Source organism: Micromonospora sp. NBC_00858 (assembly GCF_045207365.1).
Taxonomy (GTDB): domain Bacteria; phylum Actinomycetota; class Actinomycetes; order Mycobacteriales; family Micromonosporaceae; genus Micromonospora.
Genome location: NZ_CP108828.1, coordinates 2,602,069 through 2,622,727, shown reverse-complemented (window position 1 = coordinate 2,622,727; position 20,659 = coordinate 2,602,069). Strand labels below are relative to the sequence as shown.

Here is a 20,659-nt window from a genome sequence, read left to right as displayed (position 1 = left end):
TACTAAACCTATAGGGTTTGACGGCTAGAGTACGGGGGCACCCGCCGAACGACCCGCGAGGACCACCATGAGCCACCACCGCCCGGAGCCCGATCTGCTCACCGTCGCCGCCCGCTGGGTCGACCAGGCCCACTGGCCGGTGCCGCTGTGCTTCGACCCCGACGAGCGGTGGTACGCCCGGCTCGCCAGCGGTGCCGACCACGAGGTGTGGGCGCTGAGCTGGCTGCCCGGGCAGGGCACCGACCTGCACGATCACGGCGGCTCCGCCGGGGCGTTCCGGGTGGTCGCTGGCGCGCTCACCGAGGAGACGGTCGCCAGTGGCCGGTTGCATCCCCGCCTGCTGGCCGCCGGCACCGGTCGCCGCTTCGGCCCCCGGCACGTGCACGTGGTGACCAACCGGGGCACCGAGCCGGCGATCAGCGTGCACGTCTACCGGCCAGCGCTGGTCCGGATGACCCGCTACCACCTGCTCGACGGGCGGCTGCGGGTCGCCGAGGTCGCCGAGGCCGGCCGCTCCTGGTGAGCGGCGGGCAGCCACGATCTACCCCGATCATCGGAAGGAACCGAGAATGCAGGTAACCGCCGAGCGCTGTCCGGCCCCCGTGCCGCCCCCGGGCTCCCGGGGCATCGACGAGATCCTGGCCGCCGCGCGTGCCCGGCTCGACCGGCTGGACCCGGAGCGCGCACATCTCGCGTACCGGCGCGGGGCACTGCTGGTCGACATCCGACCGGCCGCCCAGCGGGCCGCGCACGGCGTCGTGCCAGGCTCGCTCGCCATCGAGCGCAACGTGTTGGAGTGGCGCTTCGACCCGCGCTGCCCGGCCCGGCTCCCGCAGGCGGTCGACTACGACGTGCCGGTGATGATCCTCTGCCAGGAGGGCTACACCTCGTCGCTGGCCGCGGCCGCGTTGCAGGACATCGGCCTGCACCGGGCCACCGACGTGGTCGGTGGCTTCGCCGCCTGGCGGATCGCCGGCCTGCCGGCGCTCGGCCCGACCGCGCTGCACCGCGCGTCCCCCCTCGCGTCCCCGGTCACCGCCGGCCCGGCGCGCCGCTGACCGCCACGCCCCACCGCGCGTGGCGGGCGTACCGCCATCTCAGGAGGCACCATGTCCGTCGTCGCCATCCCCACGCGCCCGCACCGCCCGGCGGCTCGCCCCGCCCGCCAGCGCACCGGCCCGACCCTGACCATCACCCTCGACCTCGCCCCGGGGCCGCTGAGCCCCCGGCTGGCCCGGCTGGTGCAGCTGCTCGGCGAGCTGGCCGAGTCGGGGGAGGGTCGGCTGCGCACCGTCGACGACGTCCCGCCGGCGCCGCGACCGGTCCCGAGCCCCACCGCCGGGGCGTCCGGCGACGAGGCGTCCGCCGTCGACGACACGGACCAGGTCCGCATCCTGGCCGGCTCGCGGATCGTCCGCCGGGGCGACCGGGTCATCCCGCTGACCCGCATCGAGTACGAGCTGCTGCTGTTCCTGGCCGAGCGGCCGCGCCGGGTCTTCACCCGCCTCCAGTTGCTGTCCAACGTGTGGGGTTACGAGCACGCGGTGGCCCGGACCGTGGACGTGCACGTCCGTCGGCTACGCGCCAAGCTGGCCGACACGCCGGTCGTCACCACCGTCTACGGCGTGGGTTACCGGTTGGCCGACGAGGCGCGGATCAGCGTGGACCGCAGCCGCTGAGCACGGGCCCGGGGCGGCCCGAAGGTGACCGGACCAGCCACGATGAACCGGGCGGGGACCCCCGTATCGGGTCATCTCGGCGGCTCTGCTGTAATCATCTGGCTTCGTACGCAGAGCGAGCACTCGGCTCCGATGTGTTCGTCAATTGTCACATTCATGCAACGCAGCCGCCTCTTGACCCTCGCCCGGGTGCCGGGAAGCATCGATGAAGCGGCGTCCCGGGCCGTGGGGAGATACCCGGACCCAGCCAAGGAGGACCATGTCGGTCAGCCCCGCCTCGTCGCGCGCCGGATGGCATACGTCCCAACCCGCGGTGCCCGGTCGACCTCCCGGCGGCCAACGCCGCCCGGCGAACACCGCCGCGCCCGTGCTCACCGTGACGCTGTCCATCCCGCTCGCCTGTGAGGAGTCGCTGACCCCGCCGGCCCGCCGCCTGCTCGAGGCGGCCCGTGAGCTCCTGGAGCGGGGCGAGGGCGTGATCATCAGCTCCGTTCCGGCCGAACGTCGCGCCGAGGCGGTGCCGGCCAACCGGTCGCCGGCCCGGCCGCTCACCCCGACCATCCCCGCCCTGCACATCCTCGCCTCGTCCCGGTCGGTGCTGCGCGACGAGGAGCCGCTGCCGCTGACCCGGCTGGAGTTCGACCTGCTGCTGCACCTGGTCGCCCACCCCCGCCGGGTGTTCACCCGACTGCAACTGCTCAACGCCGTCTGGGGCTACGAGCACGCCGGCGTCCGTACCGTCGACGTGCACGTGCGCCGGCTGCGCGGCAAGGTCGGCGTGGACGTCCCCCTGGTCACCACCGTCTACGGCGTGGGCTACCGCCTGGCCGACGACGCCCGGGTCACCATCGACCGCACCGGCTGACCGGCGCCACCGCCGCGCCCGGCGCGGGGCAGGATGGTCCGGTGCGCATCCGACCCATCTCGCCCGACCTGCTCGTCACCGAGCTGACCGGCCGGTTGGCCGACGCCGCGACCGCCGGGCCCGCGCGGCTACGGGTGGCGGTGGACGGCGCCCCGGCAGCCGGCCCGGACGAGCTGGCCGCCGCACTGGTCGATCCGTTGCGCGCCCGGGGCCACCCGGTGCTGCACGTACGTGCCGCCGACTTCCTCCGGCCCGCGTCGCTGCGCTTCGAGTTCGGCCGGTCGAACCCGGACGCCTACTACGAGGGCTGGGTGGACGAGGCCGGGCTGCGCCGGGAGGTGCTCGACCCGGCCGGCCCCGGCGGCACCGGTCGGCTGCTCCCCTCCCTCTGGGACGCCACCGCCGACCGGGCCAGCCGCGCCCGCTACGTCGACCTGCCACCCGGCGGCGTCGTCCTGGTCAGTGGCGCGTTGCTGCTCGGTGGCGGCCTGCCCTTCGACGTCACCGTCCACCTGGCGCTGTCCGGAGCGGCGCTGCGCCGACGAACCGAACCGGCCCAGGACTGGACCCTGCCGGCCTTCGACCGGTACGCCGAGGAGGTCGTCCCGGCCAGCTTCGCCGACGTGGTGGTCCGGGCCGACGACCCCCGCCGCCCCGCGCTCGTGGAGCCCGGCGCCGACGGCTGACAGTGGCCGGAAATCGCCGGTTTCACCGCCTGCCCGGGCGGGTACTCGCCCGGCTCACAGAGCACGGGTGACCGCCCGTGCACCGGATACGACCGTGACCGGGGCCAGACGCCGCCGGCATCCCGGTTCACCTTGAGCCCCAGGCCCAGGAAAGGCAGGCAGCGATGCTCGTCCACGACACGGTCGGTACGGGCCGTTCCCAGACGGAGATCGACCAGATCCGACTCTCCCTCCAGGCGCGCTACGACGAACTGACCGCGGAATACGAGCAGGCCGTCCTGCAGAGCCAGGTGCTGCGGCTGGTGGAGGTCGGCGACACCGCGGGCGACGACCAGGCCGACAGCGGCACCAAGACCGCCGAGCGGGACACCGCGCAGTCCCTGCTGCGCACCATCCTCGACCGCCGCGCCCAGTACGAGCACGCCCTCGGCCGGCTCGCGGAGGGCACCTACGGCTGGTGCGAAGGCTGCTCGGCGGCGATTCCGGTGGAGCGGCTGGAGATCTTCCCGTCCGCCACCACCTGCGTGACCTGCAAGCAGACCCGCGAGCGGCGGGCAGCCTGAGCCACGCCAGCGGTTGCCGGTCGGTCCACGACGCGATGGACTCCACCCATGGGTGACATTCTCGTGGGCACCGCGTCCTGGACCGACCGCACACTGCTGGACTCGGGGTGGTATCCGCAGACCGCCGACAACCCGGAGAAGCGGCTGGTGTACTACGCCCGGCAGTTTCCGCTGGTCGAAGTGGACGCCACCTACTACGCGCCGCCCGCCGAGGCGACCGCGCGGCTCTGGGCCGAGCGCACCCCGGCCGGCTTCACCTTCAACATCAAGGCGTTCAGCCTGCTCACCGGGCATCCCACCCGGGTCAGCGCGCTCTACAAGGATCTGCGGCCGGAGACCGACAAGAAGAACGTCTACCCCGACGACCTGCCCGCGCAGGCGTACGAGGAGGTGTGGACGCGCTTCCTGTCCGCGCTGGACCCGCTGGTCGAGGCGGGCAAGCTGGGCGCCCTGCTGTTCCAGTTCCCACCCTGGTTCACCATCAAGCGGGACAACAAGCAGTACCTGCTGGAGGTGGCGAAGCGCTGCGCGCCGCTGCGACCGGCCTACGAGTTCCGGCACGCCTCCTGGTTCGACGGCGCCAACGCCGACGAGACACTGGCCTTCCTGCGGCAACACCGGCTCCCGTACGTCTGCGTGGACATGCCGCAGGGCCACCGCTCGTCGCTGCCCCCGGTGCTGGCCGCCACCGCGGACCTCGCGGTGGTGCGCTTCCACGGCCACAGCGACAAGTGGACCAGCAAGGACATCCACGAGAAGTTCGGCTACCACTACTCCAAGCGGGAGCTGGCCGACTGGGCGCCGAAGCTGCGCGAGCTGGCCGACGAGGCCGGGCAGACCCACGTGCTCATGAACAACTGCTACCGCGACTACGCCCAGACCAACGCCAAGACCCTGACCGGACTGCTCGACACCGACTGACCGTCGCCAGGGCGGCCGACCCCTACTCGATCTCCAGACGCTCCGCGTCGTCCGGAATCCACGGGAAGGGGACGTCGGGCCAGCGGGCGGTCGCCCAAGCGTCAAGGTCCACAGCCAGGACAGCGTCGATGAAGACCGCAGGCGGCTGGTAGTGATGCGCGGCGACGTAGTGACTGATCAGGAAGGGAGCGGCGTAAGCGACGCCAGCTGCCCCCGGGATACGGACTTCCCCGTTCCCGTCGTGGATCTCGTCCGGCGGGCACAGATCGCACTCATGCATCCCCAGGCAGACGTTCATCGACTGCACGGCCTGAACATCGCCCAGCTTCTTGACGAACACCTCCGGGACCGGGCCCATCCGGTACGGCCTACCGGCCTCCAGCCACCCGACGTTCAGTCGCAAGTACGAAGGGCGGAAGCTGAGGCTGCGGAAGCCGGACTCCCTGTCCGTGAACTCGTCTTCGGCCAGGTACTCGTACGCTGTGAGGTCCCCGTAGAACATCCGCGCATTATCGCCGGGCTAACCAGGGTCGACTCACCCGATTGGGGTGGGGCCGGGTCACCCGACCCGCAGGGAGAGTAGACGCGGTGGGTACGGCCGCCGAAGGGTGGCTGACGCCGGAGACGACACGGAGGTGACGGGGATGACGGTTCGACTGGTGGCGGATAGACGGCGTGGTGCCGTCCTGCACGTGGTCGGTACGGCCGACAACGCCCGGCGCGCGCCGCAGGGCAGCCCGGTGCGGGCCCGACGAGGGCCGGTGGGGCCACCGCGTCGCAACGACGAACGACGGTGGGACACCGCGGAACGGGGGTCGACCGATGGCTGAGCAGATGATCTCGGCATTCGACTCCTCGCTGGACAAGACGAACCTGATTCTCAAGGACATCGAGAGCGCCTACGGCTGGCCGAAGGACCAACGCAACCAGTCGTACGCTGCGTTGCGCACGGTGCTGCACCTGCTGCGTGACCGGTTGCCGGTCAACGAGAGCGTGGAGTTCGCCCAGCAGTTGCCGGTGCTGGTCCGGGGGATCTACTTCGACGGCTGGAACCCCTCGGACGTCCCGATCAAGCTCAACCGGGACGACTTCCTCTACGAGGTCCGCCAGGGCTTCCCGTACGACGTGGAGGGCGGCCCGGAGCGGGTGACCCAGGTGGTGTTGGACACGCTGCGCCGGCACGTCACCCAGGGCGAGTGGCAGGACGTGAAGGACACCATGCCCAAGGACCTGGCCAGGATGATGCCCTGACGCCGTGAGCCCGCCCGACAGCCGTCGGGCGGGCTCAGCCGTCGGTCGGGTCGCCGCCGGATCGCGGCGCCGCGGACGGCACCCGGGACACCGGGTGGCCGGCCCGACGGGCCAGCGCGGCGAAGGCGACGGCATCCACGATGGCGGCGCCGCCCGGGTCGTTGTTGAAGTAGACGTACGCCGGCTCGTCCGCGTCGAAGACATCGGCCAGCCGGCGTACCCAGGAGCCGAGCGCGGTGCGGCCGTACCGGGGCCAGGGCCGAGCCCGCCCCTCGTGCAACCGCAGGTAGCCGAAGTCGGTGGTGCGCCAGAGCGGGGCGACCGGGCGACCCAGCCGGTCCGCCCAGACCAGCGCCGCCCGCCGGCGTTCCAGCACCGCCCGGGTGGCGTCGGTCCACCAGGACGCGTGTCGTGGCTCGACCGCCACTCGCACCTCGGCCGGGAACAGCCGTAACGTCGCGTCGAGCGCGTCGACGTCCGCCCGCAGGTTCGGTGGCAGTTGCAGCAGCACCGGGCCGAGCCGGTCACCGAGCGCGGTGGCCCGGCCCAGGAACCGGGCCACCGGCTCGGCCGGGTCACGCAGCCGCTTGATGTGGGTCAGGTAGCGGCTCATCTTCACCGCCACGCAGAAATCCGCCGGTGTCCGAGCCCGCCAGGCGGCGAAGGTGTCCCGCTCGGGCAACCGGTAGAAGGCGTTGTTGACCTCGACGGTGGCGAACCCGGTCGCGAAGTGCTCCAGCCAGAGTCGCTGCGGAAGCCGCTCCGGATAGAAGTGGCCCCGCCAGTCCCGGTACTGCCAGCCGGACGTGCCCACCAGGATCACCCCTCCATCCTGGCACCGACCCCCGCCGCCGGCGAACCGCCCGTGTCGCCCCGGTTCGACGTCTACGGTGGGGTTAGAGAAGATCGCGAGTGGGGTACCACCCGCTGCACGACGGACCCCGGCGTACGGCGGGGCGGCACATCCGAGGGAGTACCAATGGCACTCAACGATGACGACATGCAGACCACTGGCGGCGGCGGTCTGGAGGGCCCGGCCGACGGCGGTGCGACGCCGGGTCAGCACGACGGTGGCGCGGACGGTAGCGCGGAGGGTCCCGCCGACGGCGGTGCGACCCCTGGTCAACACGACGGTGGCGCGGACGGCAGCGCCGAGGGTCCCGCCGACGGCGGTGCGACCCCTGGCCAGCAGGACGGTGGCGCGGACGGTAGCGCGGAGGGTCCCGCCGACGGCGGTGCGACCCCTGGCCAGCAGGACGGTGGCGCTGACGGCAGCGCCCGGTAAGGCGCCGTCGTGACGCACCTCGACCCGCCGGGCGGCCACCACCGCCCGGCGGTTCCGTCCGTGACCGCCGCCGCGGCGCTTGCCCGCTGCGTCTCGGTCGAACCGGCCAAGTTCGCCGCCGCGCACTGGGGCCGCACGCCGCTGCTGTCCCGCGCCGCCGAGCTGCCCGATACGGCCGGCTTCACCGACCTGTTCAGCCCCGCCGACGCCGACGAGCTGCTCAGCCGGCGCGGTCTGCGTACCCCGTTCCTGCGCGTCGCCAAGGACGGGCAGTTGGTCCCGGCGGCGCACTGGACCGGCGGCGGCGGCGCCGGCGCCGAGATCGGCGACCAGGTGCTCGACGAGCGGGTCCTGGAGCAGTACGCCAGCGGCGCCACCCTGGTGCTGCAGGGCCTGCACCGGATCTGGCCGCCGCTGGTCGACTTCGCCCGCGACCTGGGCCTCGCGCTGAGCCAACCGCTGCAGATCAACGCCTACCTCACCCCGGCGGGCAGTCAGGGCTTCGCCACCCACTACGACACCCACGACGTGTTCGTGCTCCAGGTCGACGGCCGCAAGCACTGGCGGATCCACCCGCCGGTGTTGCCCGACCCACTGGAGAAGCAGCCCTGGGGCGGACGCGCAGACGAGGTCGGGGCCACCGCGCAGGGTCCCGCCGCGCTCGACGTGGTGCTCGCCCCCGGCGACGCCCTCTATCTGCCGCGCGGTTGGCTGCACAGCGCGCAGGCGCAGGACGCCAGCTCGCTGCACCTGACCGTGGGCATCCGGGCACTGACCCGCTACGCCCTGGTCGAGGAGCTGCTCGCGCTGGCCGTCGAGGACCAGCGACTGCGGGCCAGCCTGCCGTTCGGCACCGACGTCGCCGACCCCGACGCCATCGAGCCGGAGCTGACCGAGACCGTGGAGGTACTGCGGGACTGGCTGCTGCGCGCCGATCCGGTCGCCGTCGCGGCGCGGCTACGCCAGCGTTCCTGGCCGGCTGCCCGACCGGCGCCGATCCGGCCGCTCGCCCAGGCCGGCGCGCTGGCCGCACTGGACGCCGACTCCCGGCTCACGCTGCGCCCGGGCCTGCGCTGGCAGCTCGTGCCACACGGGCCCGACACGGTGGCACTGCGGCTGTTCGACCGCACCATCACTTTGCCCGCCGACTGCGAGCCGGCGGCCCGCGCGCTGCTGACCGGCGTGGCCACCCGCGTCGGCGACCTGCCCGGGCTGCCCGACGACGCCGACCGGGTCACCCTGGCCCGTCGGCTGCTGCGCGAGGCTGTCCTGGTTCCGGCCTGACCAACGCCTGGGCGGTCCTGGCCCCGACCAGCTCGATCTTGAGCGTGTTAGCTGACCATTTCGCGTACCGTATCGGAGTTCCGGCGCCGATTTGCGTCGCCGGCGGTCGGTTATTCGACAGCCCTCTGTGGACCGAGGCGGCCTCGGTGGTCGGCGCGCTGTCGGATCAGCGGCCGAGGATCAGCAGCAGCGCGGTGGTGAGCAGGCCTGCGCCGATCACCACGGTGATCGGCCGGGGCCCGAGCACCGCGTGCCGGCGGTCGGCCAGCACCCGGGCCGGCACCACGCCGACCAGCGGCCCGATCAGGGTCACCACCAGCGCCAGCACCGGCATCCCGACCGCCAGATCGCCGCCGTACCCGACGCCGAGCGCTCGGGCGCCGGCACCCAGCGCGTACGCCAGCACGGCGCCGGCCACCCCGCAGAGCGCCAGCAGCGGGTTCACCGAACCCGGCAGCTCGCCCGGTTGCCCGGCCCGGTCCAGCAGGTCACGGGCTCGGCTGAGCAGCAGCGCCGGGTTGGTGGCCCCGCCGTTGGCCGGGGCGGGCGGGCCGCCGAGGCGGCGGGCGCCGGCGCCGAGCCGCTCGCGTAGCCGCTGCCACAGGTGCGCCACCTCGGCGTCCACCCGTTCCTGCTCCTCCCGGGCGGCGACCAACTCCTCCTCGGCCCGCTGGACCTGTTCGACGGCGTCGGCGACGGCCCGGTCGGCGGCTTCGCACTGCCGGTCGTACCAGGTGTGCGCCTCGGCGCGCTGCTCGCGCACCCGGGCGGTCAGCTCCGCCAGCCGCCGCAGCTGTGCCGCGTACGTCTCACTGGCCACCGGTTGGTTCATCGGGACGGTCCATAGGGGATGACCACCTGTCCGGTGCGGTGCACCGCCCGGTCGAAGAAGAGCCCCCGCCACGGGCGGGGATACCAGTCGGGGCCGCCGGTGCCCGGGTAGAGCGATGCGCCCAGCTCGCCGCCGTGCGCGTCCAGCGCCACCCAGGCGCCGATCTGGTCGGTGCGGGCGGCCGGCCCGCCCAGGTCGGCGCGCATCCGGGCCACCCCCCGCCACCAGGCCAGCACGTGGGTCCGCCGTTCCGGGCCGTCGTGCAGGATCCGGCGCAGCTGCTCCAGGCCGGTCCGCCCGCCCGACCGTGCGGCCAGCGCGCCGGCCGCCGCGTCGACCGCGAACAGCAGCAGGTAGTGCGGGCTGCCTGGGCCGGTCAGCCCGTCGGCTGTCTCGGCCATCAGCTCGCCGACGGTTTCCTCGTCGTACCAGGCGGCGTCGTCGGCCAGGTCGTCGTAGAGCGCTCGGGCCATCGGGTCGGCGTCGGAGTCCAGGCAGGCGATGGAGAACCGGGCCGTCCCCGGCGGGTGCTGGCGGGCCAGCGATCGAGCGGCCGCGTCCAGCACCGCGCACGCCTCGTCCACCCGAGTGCCCAGCACCGCGAGGTTGCGCCCAGGAGCGCGCGGCAGCCGTAGCACCGCCGAGCGGGCCTGCACGTCGATGATCTCGCCGAGCAGGGCCACCGGGCTGCGCGGGGCGGTCCCGTCCGGCGGCGCGGTGAGCGCCCGGAAGTCCGGGGCCTCCACCAGCCGGGGGATCGCGTCGCCGTCGAAGAGCCGGGCCGGCGCCGCGTCCGGGGGACGCATCCGCCACAGGCGGTTCTGCAAACCGCTCCACGTCTCCCAGTCGCTGGCCGACGGGATCCGGGCGATCTCGTTGCCCTCCACCATGCCCGACTCGGCGTTGACCACCGCGTGCCAGCGGGGCAGCGACTGCGCCGCGTCGTTGCGCTCGGCGAGGATTCGCAACGCCTTGGGCAGTGCGATCCGCAGGGTGAACTGGGCGACCAGCGCCGGGCGACCCCACAGCGCCTCGATGCCCCGCACGTCCTGCGAGGCCAGCACCAGGTGGATGCCCTGCGACCGGCCCCGCCGGGCCAGGTCCTCCAGCAGGTCGGCCGCCTCCCGGGCGACCACGTCCCGGCCGGCCAGCAGCATCTGGAACTCGTCGACCACCGCGACGATCCGTGGCCAGTGGCCGGTCGGGTCGACCGCGCGTAGCTCGGCCAGCTTGGTCACCTCGTGCTTCTTGGCCGCGTCGGCCCGCCGACGCAGCTCCTCGGCGAGGAAGCGCAGCAGGGCCAGCCCGAACTCCCGGTCGGTGTTGACGTTGATCCCGACCAGCCGCATGTGCGGCAGCCAGCTCGGGTCGCGTCGGCCCTGCGCGAACCGGGCGAAGGACACGCCCTCCTTGAAGTCCAGCAGGTAGAACTCCAGCTCGGCGGGGGAGTAGCGGGCTGCCAGCGCGCCGATCCAGGCGAAGATCAGGTTGGTCTTGCCGGTGCCGGACGGCCCACCGATCAGCGCGTGCGGCGGGTAGTCGCCCAGCGTCAGCCGCACCGGCCGGCCCTGTGGCCCCTCGCCGATCGGGGCGGACAGCCCGCCGGAGGAGTCCTCACGCCACATCAGCTCCGGTGGCGGCAGCAGGTCGGCGAACGGCGTCGGCGGCGGGCCGGCGTTCACCCGGGCGGCGGTTTCCCGGCAGGTCTCGGTGACCAGCGTCGCCGGCGGTGGCGGGTCCAGCCGGACCGGCAGGCCGGACGGGCCGCCGACCCAGGCGCCGGACGCCTCGGCCACCACCCGGGTCACCGAAGGATCCTCCGGCAGCGGCACGCCCCGGACCACCAGGTGCACCCCGCAGGCCGCGCCGGCCCGCACCACCCGCTCCAGTTGGCCGCGCTCGTGCCGGTTCAGTTCGTCGCCGCCGAGCAGCACGGCCACCCGCCACGGCTCGGGTCGGCGGCCGGTCGCCGCGGCCAGTTCCCGCAGCGAGCCGTGCTCGCCGGCCAGCACGGTCTCGTTGATGCGGCGGATCTGCTCGACCAGGTCGTCCAGCAGCGGGCCGAGCCCGCCCGGGCCGACGAAGGTCAGCAACCCGGCGGTGCCCAGCGGGGCGAACCCGGCCAGGCCACCGCCGAGGTGCTCCGGGTCGTACCCGATCAGCCGGACCGCGCCCGGGTCGGCGCGGCCGACGGCCCGCAGCAGCAGCGCGGAGACCACCGCGTCGCAGCCGGTGCGGTCGTCCCCGGAGAGGTGCACGTGCCCGGCGTCGAGCAGCGGCACCAGCGCGGGCACCGGGTCGACGTCGTCGATCCGGACTGTGCCGATCCGCAGCGCTCCGGGCGGCTCGGCGCGTCTGGTCGGCGTCGGCGTCCACCCCGGCCAGTCGGCGCCGGCGCAGCCGGGTGCCTCCCGGCGGGCGGCGTCGGCGGCCTGGCGGGCCAGTTCGGCGATCCGGGTGGAGTGCCGGGCGTCGATCTCGGCCAGCCGACGGTCCCGTTGGCCGCCCACCCGCTCCGGTACGGCGGCAGCCGCCCGACGGACCCGGGCCAGCCGCTCCCGCCCGGCGGTCAGCTCGGCCTGAGCCGCGGACAGCCGGGTACGGGTGGCGCCCAACGCCTCGGCGAGAGAGTCCCGGACCCGGGCGGCCAGTTGGCCGCGCCGGTCAGCCATCGGAGCCCCGACGGCGCTGCGGTGCCGGCGCGGCCCGCCACGGGCTGCCGGCGCGTGGCGGCAGCGCACCGGAGCGCTGCCGGCCGACACCGCCGGGCTGCCGTACCGCCCCGCCGGGGCGCTGCTCCGCGCCACCGGACTGCCCGACGGTGGCCGGCTGCGGGTCGGCGGTGGGCTGCGGGCTGGTGGTGGGCAGGTCGCGGCCCAGCCGGGCGAGCAGCAGCCCGGTCGCCACCCCGGCGGTCACCGCCGAGTCCGCGGCATGCGCCGGCTGGCCGGAGTCGCGCGGCGGCGGCATCCGGCACACCCGGGTCAGCAGCGTCTCCAGCACCGGCGGCGGCAGCCCGGGCAGCAGGTCGCGGACCGGCCCGTCCAGCTCCCCGCGCAGCCGGCCGAGGTCGGTGGCGCGCGGCGGGTGCCCCAGCAGCTCACCGGCCAGCTCGCGCAGCAGCGGCGGCGTCAGTGCCGCCATCCCCAGCCCCACGTCGGCCGGGGCGCGGCGCAGTTCGGTGCGCAGCCGGTCCCGGTCGCCGGCGCGTACCCCGCGCACGACCCGGCGCAGCAGCTCCTGGGAATCGTCCAGCCGTTCGTCGGGCTCGTCGGTGCCGCTGTCACGCCCCCCGGTCAGCTCCGCCACCCGCACCGACCACCAGCGGCGCAGCCGGACCTGCTCGGCGGGCTCCGGAGCCACGGTGGTCGGGCCGCCCGCCGGCGGCGTGTCGTGTCGGGGTTCGCGCGGCTGCGGGCGGGGCGCCGGCGCACCGTCCGCGCCCAGCCCGATCGCGGTCAGGTACGCCGACAGCTGCTCCTGCGCCACCCGCAGCGCGTAACCGGCGCTCTCGGCGTGCTCGGTGGCGGCGGACAGCTCCGGCACCCCCATCGGGTTGGCGGACTCCTGCCGTACCCAGCGCAGCCGCTCGGCGGCCAGGCCGAACTTCTCCAGCGCCTGCCCGAGCAGGCCCACCGGAAACTCCTCGCTGGCGGCTCGGACCTGCCCACCGACGTCCTCGATGATGGACACGGCGGCCTACAGGGTGGCGACGTAGAGCTGCGCCTGCTCCACCGCGACCAGTGTCGCGGCGAGACACTCCTCCAGCTCCTGGCTGGCCTGGGTCAGCGACGCCTGGGCCGCCTCCACCGTCTCGTGCCCGCTGCCCTCCAGCGCGCCGGCCAGGGTCTGCTGCGCCTCGGACAGCTTTTCGCCGGCTGCCTGCACGGCTGTCTGCCCGTCCCCGATCTGTTGGAGGGCGACATCGATGGCAGCCTTCAGCTCGGCGACGCTCGCCACGGCGGAACCTCCTGGGGGCGGGGGAGGTCTCCATTAGAGCCTATCGGCGTCCGTCGGAGAACATCCGCCCTGTCGGTGTTCCTGCCCGGCTGTCCGGTTGTCACCTGGAAGCGCCGGGAGTCCGTTCTGTGGGAGTCCCAGTGCGAGAGTTTGTCAACTCGTGGCGGGTGCGTCGCGTAGCCACCGGGGGCCGTACACCTCGGCGCCCAGGGCGGTGACCCGGTCGCGCAGCTCCCGGTCGGCGGTGACCACCAGCCGGCGGCGCTGCGGGGCGGCCTCCACCAGCTCGACCACGCTGTCGTCCCCCGACCCGGCGGCGGAGACCACCCGGACGCCGTCGGTGCCTGGCACGTCCCGCGCGGCCCCCTCAAGGACCAGCACCACCTCGATCGGGGCGGCCAACCGGGCCGGCAGCCCGGTGCTGGCCACCGGCGCGAGGGAGTCGCGCAGCCGGGCGGCGGCCCCGGCCCGGTCCCGCCACCACCCGTTCGGGCGGGAGCCCACGACGTTGGCGCCGTCCACGATCAGCAACGGGGTTTCATTCATGCCGCCAGCCTCCCACTACCGGCCGGCGCAGTCCCGCCGCCACTCCACAACGTCGGTGCGCCGCCCACGTGCGGCGTTTGTCAGGGCGAGCGCCGGGTAGCCCCTGGCGACCGTGCCGCGCCCAACTGCGGAGGAGACACAATGGGACCCGGTGACTTCGGCTCCGACCCGTGGGATGAGTTCCTGGCCCGGTATTTCGGGCGGGGTGAGGGAGGACGCCGACCTGCGCACCGGGTCGACATCACCCGGCTGATGACGGCCGACGCCCGGGAGATGCTCGCCGACGCGGCCCGGCGGGCGGCGCAACGGCAGAGCAGCGACCTGGACACCGACCATCTGCTCTGGGCGGCGTTGCAACGCGAACCCCTGCGCGACCTCGTTCGCCGGGCCGGCGCCGACCCGGACACCCTGCTCAACGCGCTCGGTGGGCGGGGCGACGGCGCGCCGCGCGGAGAGGTGCCGCCCAACCTGTCGTTGACCCCGGCGGCCAAGCGGGCGCTGCTGGACGCCCACCAGCTGTCCCGGGCGATGGGCGCCAACTACATCGGTCCCGAGCACATCCTGATGGCGCTGCCGCTCAACCCGGAGTCGCCGGCCGGGCGGATGCTGGCCGCCGGCCGGATCCAGCCCGAGTCGTTGCAGGCCGCCAACGCCGAGCGCGGGCCGATGACCGGGCCGAAGCCCGACCGCGGCACCCCCACCCTGGACCAGTACGGGCAGGACCTCACCGACCTGGCCCGCGCCGACCAGATCGATCCGGTGATCGGGCGTGCCGACGAGATCGAGCAGGCCGTGGAGATCCTCTCCCGACGAACCAAGAACAATCCGGTGCTGATCGGTGAGGCCGGCGTGGGCAAGACCGCCATCGTGGAGGGCCTGGCCGAGCGGATCTGCGACGGGGACGTGCCGCAGACCCTGCTCGGCAAACGGGTGGTCCAACTCGACCTGGCCGGCCTGGTCGCCGGGACCCGCTACCGGGGCGACTTCGAGGAGCGTCTGAAGAAGGTGATCGACGAGATCCGGGCGCACCGGGATGAGCTGATCATCTTCATGGACGAGATCCACACCCTGGTCGGGGCCGGTGGCGCCGGCAGCGAGGGCGGGATGGACGCGTCCAACATGCTCAAACCGGCGCTGGCCCGCGGCGAGCTGCGGGTGATCGGCGCGACCACGCTGGACGAGTACCGCAAGAGCATCGAGAAGGACGCCGCGCTGGCCCGGCGCTTCCAGCCGGTGCTGGTGCCCGAGCCGAGCGTCGACGACACGATCGCCATCCTGCGCGGGCTGCGCGACCGGTACGAGGCGCACCATCAGGTGCGGTTCAGCGACGAGGCGCTGGTCGCCGCCGCCGAGCTCTCTGACCGGTACGTCACCGACCGGTTCCTGCCGGACAAGGCCATCGACCTCATCGACCAGGCCGGCGCCCGGGTCCGGCTGCGCACCCGCACCCCCGCCTCCGACGTGCGGGAGCTGGAGCAGCAACTCGACGAGGTACGCCGGGACAAGGAACAGGCCGTCGCCGACGAGCAGTACGAGCGGGCCTCGACGTTGCGCGACCGGATCGCCGAGCTGGAGGAGCAGGTGCGCCGCGCGAACGGCGACGACGGCGGCACCTCCCAGGTGCCCGAGGTGGGTCCGCAGGAGATCGCGGAGGTGGTCTCTCGGGCCACCGGCATCCCGGTCAGCCAGCTCACCGAGGAGGAACGGGACCGGCTGCTCCGCCTGGAGGGGCACCTGCACCAGAAGGTGATCGGCCAGGACGACGCGGTCACCGCGGTCGCCGAGGCCGTCCGTCGCTCCCGTGCCGGTCTGGCCGACCCGGAGCGGCCGATGGGCAGCTTCCTGTTCCTCGGTCCGACCGGTGTGGGCAAGACCGAGCTGGGCCGCGCCCTGGCCGAGGCGTTGTTCGGCGAGGCGGACCGGATGGTCCGGGTGGACATGAGCGAGTTCCAGGAGCGGCACACGGTCAGCCGGCTGGTCGGCGCCCCACCCGGGTACGTCGGCTACGAGGAGGCCGGCCAGCTCACCGAGGCGGTGCGCCGCCGCCCGTACGCGGTGGTGCTGCTCGACGAGATCGAGAAGGCCCACCCCGACGTGTTCAACATCCTGCTCCAGGTGCTCGACGACGGGCGGCTGACCGACAGTCAGGGCCGCACGGTGAACTTCAAGAACACCGTACTGATCATGACGAGCAACCTCGGCTCCGAGCTGATCACGGGCAGCCAGCGCAGCGTCGGGTTCGGCACCGGCGCGCCGGGCAGCGAGCAGGAGAGCGACGAACTGCGCGAGCGGCTGATGCGCCGCCTGCAGGAGAACTTCCGGCCGGAGTTCCTCAACCGCATCGACGAGGTCATCATCTTCCGCCGGCTGGAGGCCGAGCAGCTACGCCAGATCACCGGACTGCTGCTGGAGGAGACCCGCCGCCGGCTGCACGCCCAGGACATCCAGGTGGAGTTCTCCGCCGCCGGCATCGACTGGCTCGCCGAGCACGGCTACCAGCCGGAGTTCGGTGCCCGCCCGCTGCGCCGGGTGATCCAGCGGGAGGTGGACAACCACCTTTCGCGGATGCTGCTGGAGTCGGCGATCTCACCCGGGCAGAAGGTCATCGTGGACGCTCGCGACGGCCAGCTCACCTTCGACGTGACCGCGGGCGAGCGGGGGTACACCGCCGCCACGACCTCGCACCCGCGATGAGCGGGGCGGCGCGGCGACCGGAACCCGAAAAACCGCGCGAGCCCGCGGAGTCCGCGGAACCCCGGGACGAGGAGGACCATCCCGACCCGATCCTGGCGCCGCCCACCGCGAACCCCAGAAGGACGCGGGTGCCGGCCGAGGGCCTGCACCCGAAGACCGACCAGGACGACCCGGAGACGTCCGGGCCGCCGCCCGGAGAGGAGACCTGATGGTACGCGAGGCTCGGCTCGACCCCGAGGTGGAAGTGCTCTGGGAGGACTTCCACGCCGAGGTCAACGTTCCGTCGGAGCAGCTGCGCACCTGGCTGCTGACCCGGGGTTCCGGCGAGGAGTCGTTCGGGTCGAACCCGGACCTCGACCTGCCACAGCCGGGTCGGGAGATCCTCAAGGTGCTGAACAAGCGCAAGGTCGACCTCACACCGGAGGACATCGAGGTGATGCGGGAGGCGATCGACCGGATCCGCGGCCTGATGGACGCGAAGCCACCGCGCGGCAACGCCGACGACGACTGGCGGCACTCCCTGCTCGACCTGGGCCACGACCCCCTCGTCGAACGCTGACCGGCCACGCCGACGGTGCCGTCCCCATGCAGGGACGGCACCGTCGCGTCAAGCTATTGGCCCTGGTCGGGCTCCATGCTGCTGATGGTCAGTCCGGCCGCGTCGGCGGCGGCGTCCCGCTCGCCGCGGGTCCGGTCCTCCCGGCTGAGCAGGTTGGCGTACTCGGTGACGTCGGCCGGGTCGGGCACCTCCGGCAGCCGGCGCAGGAACGCCTCCACCTCGCGGGTGGCGGCGGTGTGCGCGGCGGCCGCCTGGCGGAGCAGCTCCCGGTCGTCGGCTGGCGGGTAGAGGTCGGTCATATCCGCCAGATACCCGGCCAACGGCGGTTCGCACCGCCACCGGCCGGCCCATTACCGCCTGCCCACCCGGGTCACACCCCGCTGGGCTGCCGGACGCCGAACCCGGGATTGCGCAGCTGCCAGGCCAGGTAGGCGGGATGCGGGGCCAGCGAGTCGGTGTACGCCGCCTTGGCCGTCTCCAGCACCAGCTCGGCGCCCTGGGCGGCGGGGGAGTCCGGGTGCCAGCCCAGCAGCAGCCGCCAGCGCAGCGGTATCCCGGCCAGCCTGCGGGTGACCAGCCCCGCCACCGGGCGGAACGTCGCCTGGCAGAGCGCCACCGCCTCGCCGGCGTCCACCAGGTCCACGCAGCCGCGCACGTCGGTCTCGTACAGCTTGCGGGGGGTGAAGCCGGCACGGGCGCAGGCGGCGGCGAAGCAGTCGCCGAAACAGCCGTCGCCCGGCGCGGCCACCCACTGCTCGTGGCGCAGGTCCACCAGGCGCACCTCGTCGCGCTCCGCGAGCGGGTGGGTCTCCGGCAGCAGCACCAGCACGGGGTCGACGGCCACCTCCCGCCAGCTCAGCCCGGACTCGGCCGACGGGACGGCGTCGCCGCACACCCCGGTGAGCGCGAAGTCCAGCCGGCCGCCGGCCACCAGCTGCGCCAACTCGTCCACCGACCAGGAGGCGTACGTGGTGATCTGCGCGGGTGGCTGCTCGGCGGCCAGTCGGTGCACCAACCGCCCCAGGATCGGGCTGTTCACCCCGCCGAACCGGTACCAGCGGGGCGCCTCGCCGGCACCGGCCAGTCGGGCCGCCTCGTCCTGCAGGCCCTTCATCGCCGGTAGCAGCACCCGGGCGCGGGCCAGCACCAGCTCACCGAGCGCGGTGGGCCGGGCACCGCGCCGGTCCCGGTCGAACAGTGGCCCGCCCAGTGTCCGCTCGATTCGCTGGAGCTGGGCGGTGAGCGCCGGCTGGGCCAGGCCGAGCGCCGACGCCGCCTTGGTCACGCTCCCCGTCTCCGCGATCGCGCAGACCACCCGCAGGTGTCGCAGCTCCAGGTTCATACGGTGACGGTAGGACCACGCCGCAGCCGGCGGAAGGGTCCGGGCGGATCGGTGAGATTGAATATATGGCTGGTGTCGCCGCGCCTCAGTCGCGAGGTGGCTCCGGCAGGTCCGCCAGGTACGTCGGTCGCCGGGTCACCGCGTCGAGGACTTTGTCCACCACCCCGACCGCCGGCTCGACGATCCGGTTCCATGGCGGGGTGGCCGGGGTGCCCGGGTGGGGCCGGGTCGGCGCCGCCTCCTCGGCGATCTCCAGCCGGTTGCCCAGCCGGATCAGCTCCTCCTCGGTGGCCACCGCGCGCAGCTCGGCGACGAGACTGCCCACGCCCTCGACGTGCCGGCGGACCCGCGCGGCGACCTCGGTCAGCGTCTCGTCGGTCAACCCCTTGAGGGTGGCCAACAGCGCGGCGTCGGCGTTGATCTCGGCGTCCACCCGCTCGGCTACGTCGGGCAGCGCGGACCGCACCGCCGGCAGCAGGTACTGCTCCTCGGCGGAGAGGTGCCGTGACAGCGCGGCGGTGAGCACGGGCAGCCCCTCCTGCGGCGTGGCGTCGGGGCCGTTCAACTGGGCCAGCAGCGCCAGCAGTTGCTGGTGCTCCCGGTCCACGATGTCGGCGATGCTGCGCCCACCGGGCCGGTAGCCCTCCTCGGGCGTGGGCGGCAGTGGCGGCAGGGGAACGGCGGACATGGTGCCCTCCTCGACTGGCGGGCGGAAGCTCCGGCAGGCAACGTGCGGTCGTCGGCGGCGGTACCCGATCCCGCGACCGGCGAAACCGTCACCCGCATCCGCCGGTCTGGATGCCCGGGTCCGCCGCGCCGGTGCGCCGGCCCGCCGACCCGGTGGGGCTGGTATGAAGAGGCGATGACGAGCGACTCCCCCCGACCGGACCCCACCGCCGAGGTCGTGGACCTCTGCCGCGACCTGCTGCGCATCGACACCACCAACACCGGGGACAACGACACCAGCGTCGGCGAGCGCCGCGCGGCCGAGTACGTGGCGGAGAAGCTCGCCGAGGTCGGCGTGGAGTCCGTGCTGCACGAGTCCGCTCCGGGCCGGGCGAACGTGGTGGCCCGCATCCCCGGCACCGACCCGAGCCGGGGAGCGCTGCTGGTGCACGGGCACCTGGACGTGGTGCCCGCCGACGCCGACGAGTGGTCGGTGCACCCGTTCTCCGGCGAGCTGCGCGACGGCTACCTGTGGGGCCGGGGCGCGATCGACATGAAGGACTTCGACGCGATGGTGCTCGCGGTGGTGCGGCACTGGCAGCGCACCGGCGTCCGGCCCACGCGCGACATCGTGCTGGCGTACACGGCCGACGAGGAGGCGGGCAGCGACTACGGCGCACGCTTCCTGGTGGATAACCACCGTGGCCTCTTCGACGGCTGCACCGAGGCGATCGGCGAGGTCGGCGGCTTCTCCTACTCGGTCGACGAAAGCCAGCGGCTCTACCTCATCGAGACGGCCGAGAAGGGCATCGACTGGCTGCGGCTGCACGCCAAGGGCCGCCCCGGGCACGGCTCGATGATGCACGACGACAACGCCGTCACCGCCCTGGCCGAGGCCGTGGCCCGGATCGGCCGGCACCGCTTCCCGGTGGTGGTCACCGACACCGTACGGGCCTTCCTGGAGGAGGTCTCCGACGTGCTCGGCGTCGAGCTGGACCCGGAGGACCCGGAGGCGGCGATCGCCAAGCTCGGCCCGATCGCCAACATCATCGGCGCGACCATCCGCAACACGGCCAACCCGACCCGCTTGAACGCCGGCTACAAGGACAACGTCATTCCCGGCCGGGCCACCGCCACCATCGACTGCCGCAGCCTGCCCGGCCAGTCGGAGCTGCTGGAGCGGCAGCTGCGCGAGCTGGTCGGCCCGGACATCGCCATCGAGTACGTCCAGCGGCAGCCGGCGCTGGAGACGACCTTCGACGGCGATCTGGTCGAGGCCATGTCGGCGGCGCTGCGGGCCGAGGACCCGGGAGCGCGGCCGGTGCCGTACATGCTCTCCGGTGGCACCGACGCCAAGGCGTTCTCCCAGCTCGGCATCCGCTGTTTCGGGTTCGCCCCGCTGCGACTGCCCGCCGATCTGAACTTCTCCGCGTTGTTCCATGGCATCGACGAGCGGGTTCCGGTGGACGGACTACAGTTCGGCGTGCGGGTGCTCGACCGGTTCCTCCGCACCTGCTAGCCGCGTC

The 20,659-nt window shown here is 73.7% G+C and carries 24 protein-coding genes; 14 read left to right on the top strand and 10 right to left on the bottom strand.

From position 1 onward, the window contains the following. The first annotated feature begins 67 nt into the window (after positions 1-67). The 7 genes from OG990_RS12370 to OG990_RS12340 all read left to right on the top strand — a co-directional run bounded on the left by OG990_RS12370 (position 68) and on the right by OG990_RS12340 (position 4,714). Positions 68-523, top strand: a complete 456-nt coding sequence (locus OG990_RS12370) for a cysteine dioxygenase (protein ID WP_386991137.1) — start codon at positions 68-70, stop codon at positions 521-523. Positions 524-569: 46 nt separating this feature from the next. Next, entirely contained in the window at positions 570-1,058 is a 489-nt protein-coding gene (locus tag OG990_RS12365; RefSeq protein WP_406080517.1) for a rhodanese-like domain-containing protein, read from the top strand. 51 nt (positions 1,059-1,109) lie between these two features. After that, positions 1,110-1,679 (top strand): winged helix-turn-helix domain-containing protein, encoded by a 570-nt coding sequence (locus OG990_RS12360; RefSeq protein ID WP_406080515.1) that lies wholly within the window; start codon positions 1,110-1,112, stop codon positions 1,677-1,679. Between the two features lie 259 nt (positions 1,680-1,938). Continuing rightward, the gene (locus OG990_RS12355) at positions 1,939-2,544 is read left to right on the top strand and encodes a winged helix-turn-helix domain-containing protein (protein ID WP_328417016.1); all 606 of its coding nucleotides are present in this window, start codon (positions 1,939-1,941) and stop codon (positions 2,542-2,544) included. A gap of 41 nt (positions 2,545-2,585) precedes the next feature. After that, a complete protein-coding gene (locus OG990_RS12350) occupies positions 2,586-3,230 on the top strand; it encodes a uridine kinase (RefSeq protein WP_406080513.1) in 645 nt (214 codons plus the stop codon). Between the two features lie 164 nt (positions 3,231-3,394). Further along, positions 3,395-3,793, top strand: a complete 399-nt coding sequence (locus tag OG990_RS12345) for a TraR/DksA C4-type zinc finger protein (protein WP_203178243.1) — start codon at positions 3,395-3,397, stop codon at positions 3,791-3,793. Between the two features lie 48 nt (positions 3,794-3,841). Continuing rightward, positions 3,842-4,714: a DUF72 domain-containing protein gene (locus OG990_RS12340; protein WP_328417011.1), complete on the top strand. Its 873-nt coding sequence runs from the start codon at positions 3,842-3,844 to the stop codon at positions 4,712-4,714. 22 nt (positions 4,715-4,736) lie between these two features. Here the strand turns inward: OG990_RS12340 and OG990_RS12335 are convergent, their stop codons facing one another. Next, positions 4,737-5,216 carry a hypothetical protein gene (locus OG990_RS12335; protein ID WP_406080510.1) on the bottom strand — a complete coding sequence of 160 codons (480 nt, stop codon included), beginning with the start codon at positions 5,214-5,216 and terminating at the stop codon, positions 4,737-4,739. A 142-nt stretch (positions 5,217-5,358) separates the two neighbouring features. Here OG990_RS12335 and OG990_RS12330 point away from each other — a divergent pair, with 142 nt between their 5' ends. Together OG990_RS12330 and OG990_RS12325 are read left to right on the top strand one after the other, a co-directional pair. Further along, positions 5,359-5,544 carry a hypothetical protein gene (locus tag OG990_RS12330; RefSeq protein ID WP_328417007.1) on the top strand — a complete coding sequence of 62 codons (186 nt, stop codon included), beginning with the start codon at positions 5,359-5,361 and terminating at the stop codon, positions 5,542-5,544. Continuing rightward, positions 5,537-5,965, top strand: coding sequence for a DUF2267 domain-containing protein (locus OG990_RS12325; protein WP_328417005.1), 429 nt, complete (start codon positions 5,537-5,539; stop codon positions 5,963-5,965). The genes OG990_RS12330 and OG990_RS12325 overlap by 8 nt, the downstream gene beginning before the upstream one ends. A 34-nt stretch (positions 5,966-5,999) precedes the next feature. On the opposite strand, the gene OG990_RS12320 is transcribed toward OG990_RS12325, so the two are convergent. Continuing rightward, positions 6,000-6,788 carry a DUF72 domain-containing protein gene (locus tag OG990_RS12320; RefSeq protein WP_406080507.1) on the bottom strand — a complete coding sequence of 263 codons (789 nt, stop codon included), beginning with the start codon at positions 6,786-6,788 and terminating at the stop codon, positions 6,000-6,002. A gap of 156 nt (positions 6,789-6,944) precedes the next feature. Here OG990_RS12320 and OG990_RS12315 point away from each other — a divergent pair, with 156 nt between their 5' ends. Together OG990_RS12315 and OG990_RS12310 are read left to right on the top strand one after the other, a co-directional pair. Then, on the top strand, positions 6,945-7,250 hold the full coding sequence (locus OG990_RS12315) for a hypothetical protein (RefSeq protein WP_328417002.1): 306 nt from the start codon (positions 6,945-6,947) through the stop codon (positions 7,248-7,250). Between the two features lie 9 nt (positions 7,251-7,259). Continuing rightward, complete coding sequence (locus tag OG990_RS12310) at positions 7,260-8,534, top strand: cupin domain-containing protein (protein ID WP_406080505.1); 1,275 nt, start codon at positions 7,260-7,262, stop codon at positions 8,532-8,534. Between the two features lie 166 nt (positions 8,535-8,700). Here the strand turns inward: OG990_RS12310 and OG990_RS12305 are convergent, their stop codons facing one another. From OG990_RS12305 to OG990_RS12285, 5 genes are all read right to left on the bottom strand, one after another. Further along, positions 8,701-9,366 carry a hypothetical protein gene (locus OG990_RS12305; RefSeq protein ID WP_406080502.1) on the bottom strand — a complete coding sequence of 222 codons (666 nt, stop codon included), beginning with the start codon at positions 9,364-9,366 and terminating at the stop codon, positions 8,701-8,703. After that, positions 9,363-12,038: an FtsK/SpoIIIE domain-containing protein gene (locus tag OG990_RS12300; RefSeq protein ID WP_406080500.1), complete on the bottom strand. Its 2,676-nt coding sequence runs from the start codon at positions 12,036-12,038 to the stop codon at positions 9,363-9,365. The genes OG990_RS12305 and OG990_RS12300 overlap by 4 nt, the downstream gene beginning before the upstream one ends. Continuing rightward, positions 12,031-13,059 carry a hypothetical protein gene (locus OG990_RS12295; RefSeq protein ID WP_406080498.1) on the bottom strand — a complete coding sequence of 343 codons (1,029 nt, stop codon included), beginning with the start codon at positions 13,057-13,059 and terminating at the stop codon, positions 12,031-12,033. The genes OG990_RS12300 and OG990_RS12295 overlap by 8 nt, the downstream gene beginning before the upstream one ends. 6 nt (positions 13,060-13,065) lie before the next feature. After that, positions 13,066-13,326 carry a hypothetical protein gene (locus tag OG990_RS12290; protein ID WP_130400840.1) on the bottom strand — a complete coding sequence of 87 codons (261 nt, stop codon included), beginning with the start codon at positions 13,324-13,326 and terminating at the stop codon, positions 13,066-13,068. Positions 13,327-13,479: 153 nt separating this feature from the next. Further along, positions 13,480-13,872 (bottom strand): hypothetical protein, encoded by a 393-nt coding sequence (locus OG990_RS12285; protein WP_328416994.1) that lies wholly within the window; start codon positions 13,870-13,872, stop codon positions 13,480-13,482. 141 nt (positions 13,873-14,013) lie between these two features. Here OG990_RS12285 and OG990_RS12280 point away from each other — a divergent pair, with 141 nt between their 5' ends. Together OG990_RS12280 and OG990_RS12275 are read left to right on the top strand one after the other, a co-directional pair. Beyond that, positions 14,014-16,566, top strand: a complete 2,553-nt coding sequence (locus OG990_RS12280) for an ATP-dependent Clp protease ATP-binding subunit (protein WP_328416992.1) — start codon at positions 14,014-14,016, stop codon at positions 16,564-16,566. Between the two features lie 208 nt (positions 16,567-16,774). Beyond that, on the top strand, positions 16,775-17,125 hold the full coding sequence (locus OG990_RS12275; RefSeq protein WP_328416988.1) for a DUF3140 domain-containing protein: 351 nt from the start codon (positions 16,775-16,777) through the stop codon (positions 17,123-17,125). A gap of 53 nt (positions 17,126-17,178) precedes the next feature. On the opposite strand, the gene OG990_RS12270 is transcribed toward OG990_RS12275, so the two are convergent. The 3 genes from OG990_RS12270 to OG990_RS12260 form a co-directional block, all read right to left on the bottom strand. Continuing rightward, the gene (locus OG990_RS12270) at positions 17,179-17,424 is read right to left on the bottom strand and encodes a hypothetical protein (protein WP_328416986.1); all 246 of its coding nucleotides are present in this window, start codon (positions 17,422-17,424) and stop codon (positions 17,179-17,181) included. Positions 17,425-17,495: 71 nt separating this feature from the next. Continuing rightward, positions 17,496-18,467, bottom strand: a complete 972-nt coding sequence (locus OG990_RS12265) for a LysR family transcriptional regulator (RefSeq protein WP_406080494.1) — start codon at positions 18,465-18,467, stop codon at positions 17,496-17,498. 85 nt (positions 18,468-18,552) lie between these two features. Next, positions 18,553-19,155 carry a hemerythrin domain-containing protein gene (locus tag OG990_RS12260; RefSeq protein ID WP_406080492.1) on the bottom strand — a complete coding sequence of 201 codons (603 nt, stop codon included), beginning with the start codon at positions 19,153-19,155 and terminating at the stop codon, positions 18,553-18,555. A gap of 174 nt (positions 19,156-19,329) precedes the next feature. Here OG990_RS12260 and OG990_RS12255 point away from each other — a divergent pair, with 174 nt between their 5' ends. Next, positions 19,330-20,652, top strand: coding sequence for a M20/M25/M40 family metallo-hydrolase (locus OG990_RS12255; protein WP_386991167.1), 1,323 nt, complete (start codon positions 19,330-19,332; stop codon positions 20,650-20,652). The last annotated feature ends 7 nt before the right edge of the window (positions 20,653-20,659 follow it).

Excerpts from the sequence above, each read along its gene's own strand:
- OG990_RS12370 (WP_386991137.1), top strand. The coding sequence starts at position 68 with ATGAGCCACCACCGCCCGGAGCCCGATCTGCTCACCGTCGCCGCCCGC.
- OG990_RS12365 (WP_406080517.1), top strand. The coding sequence starts at position 570 with ATGCAGGTAACCGCCGAGCGCTGTCCGGCCCCCGTGCCGCCCCCGGGC.
- OG990_RS12360 (WP_406080515.1), top strand. The coding sequence starts at position 1,110 with ATGTCCGTCGTCGCCATCCCCACGCGCCCGCACCGCCCGGCGGCTCGC.
- OG990_RS12355 (WP_328417016.1), top strand. The coding sequence starts at position 1,939 with ATGTCGGTCAGCCCCGCCTCGTCGCGCGCCGGATGGCATACGTCCCAA.
- OG990_RS12345 (WP_203178243.1), top strand. The coding sequence starts at position 3,395 with ATGCTCGTCCACGACACGGTCGGTACGGGCCGTTCCCAGACGGAGATC.
- OG990_RS12340 (WP_328417011.1), top strand. The coding sequence starts at position 3,842 with ATGGGTGACATTCTCGTGGGCACCGCGTCCTGGACCGACCGCACACTG.
- OG990_RS12335 (WP_406080510.1), bottom strand. The coding sequence starts at position 5,216 with ATGTTCTACGGGGACCTCACAGCGTACGAGTACCTGGCCGAAGACGAG.
- OG990_RS12330 (WP_328417007.1), top strand. The coding sequence starts at position 5,359 with ATGACGGTTCGACTGGTGGCGGATAGACGGCGTGGTGCCGTCCTGCAC.
- OG990_RS12325 (WP_328417005.1), top strand. The coding sequence starts at position 5,537 with ATGGCTGAGCAGATGATCTCGGCATTCGACTCCTCGCTGGACAAGACG.
- OG990_RS12315 (WP_328417002.1), top strand. The coding sequence starts at position 6,945 with ATGGCACTCAACGATGACGACATGCAGACCACTGGCGGCGGCGGTCTG.
- OG990_RS12305 (WP_406080502.1), bottom strand. The coding sequence starts at position 9,366 with ATGAACCAACCGGTGGCCAGTGAGACGTACGCGGCACAGCTGCGGCGG.
- OG990_RS12300 (WP_406080500.1), bottom strand. The coding sequence starts at position 12,038 with ATGGCTGACCGGCGCGGCCAACTGGCCGCCCGGGTCCGGGACTCTCTC.
- OG990_RS12285 (WP_328416994.1), bottom strand. The coding sequence starts at position 13,872 with ATGAATGAAACCCCGTTGCTGATCGTGGACGGCGCCAACGTCGTGGGC.
- OG990_RS12280 (WP_328416992.1), top strand. The coding sequence starts at position 14,014 with ATGGGACCCGGTGACTTCGGCTCCGACCCGTGGGATGAGTTCCTGGCC.
- OG990_RS12275 (WP_328416988.1), top strand. The coding sequence starts at position 16,775 with ATGGTACGCGAGGCTCGGCTCGACCCCGAGGTGGAAGTGCTCTGGGAG.
- OG990_RS12270 (WP_328416986.1), bottom strand. The coding sequence starts at position 17,424 with ATGACCGACCTCTACCCGCCAGCCGACGACCGGGAGCTGCTCCGCCAG.
- OG990_RS12265 (WP_406080494.1), bottom strand. The coding sequence starts at position 18,467 with ATGAACCTGGAGCTGCGACACCTGCGGGTGGTCTGCGCGATCGCGGAG.
- OG990_RS12260 (WP_406080492.1), bottom strand. The coding sequence starts at position 19,155 with ATGTCCGCCGTTCCCCTGCCGCCACTGCCGCCCACGCCCGAGGAGGGC.
- OG990_RS12255 (WP_386991167.1), top strand. The coding sequence starts at position 19,330 with ATGACGAGCGACTCCCCCCGACCGGACCCCACCGCCGAGGTCGTGGAC.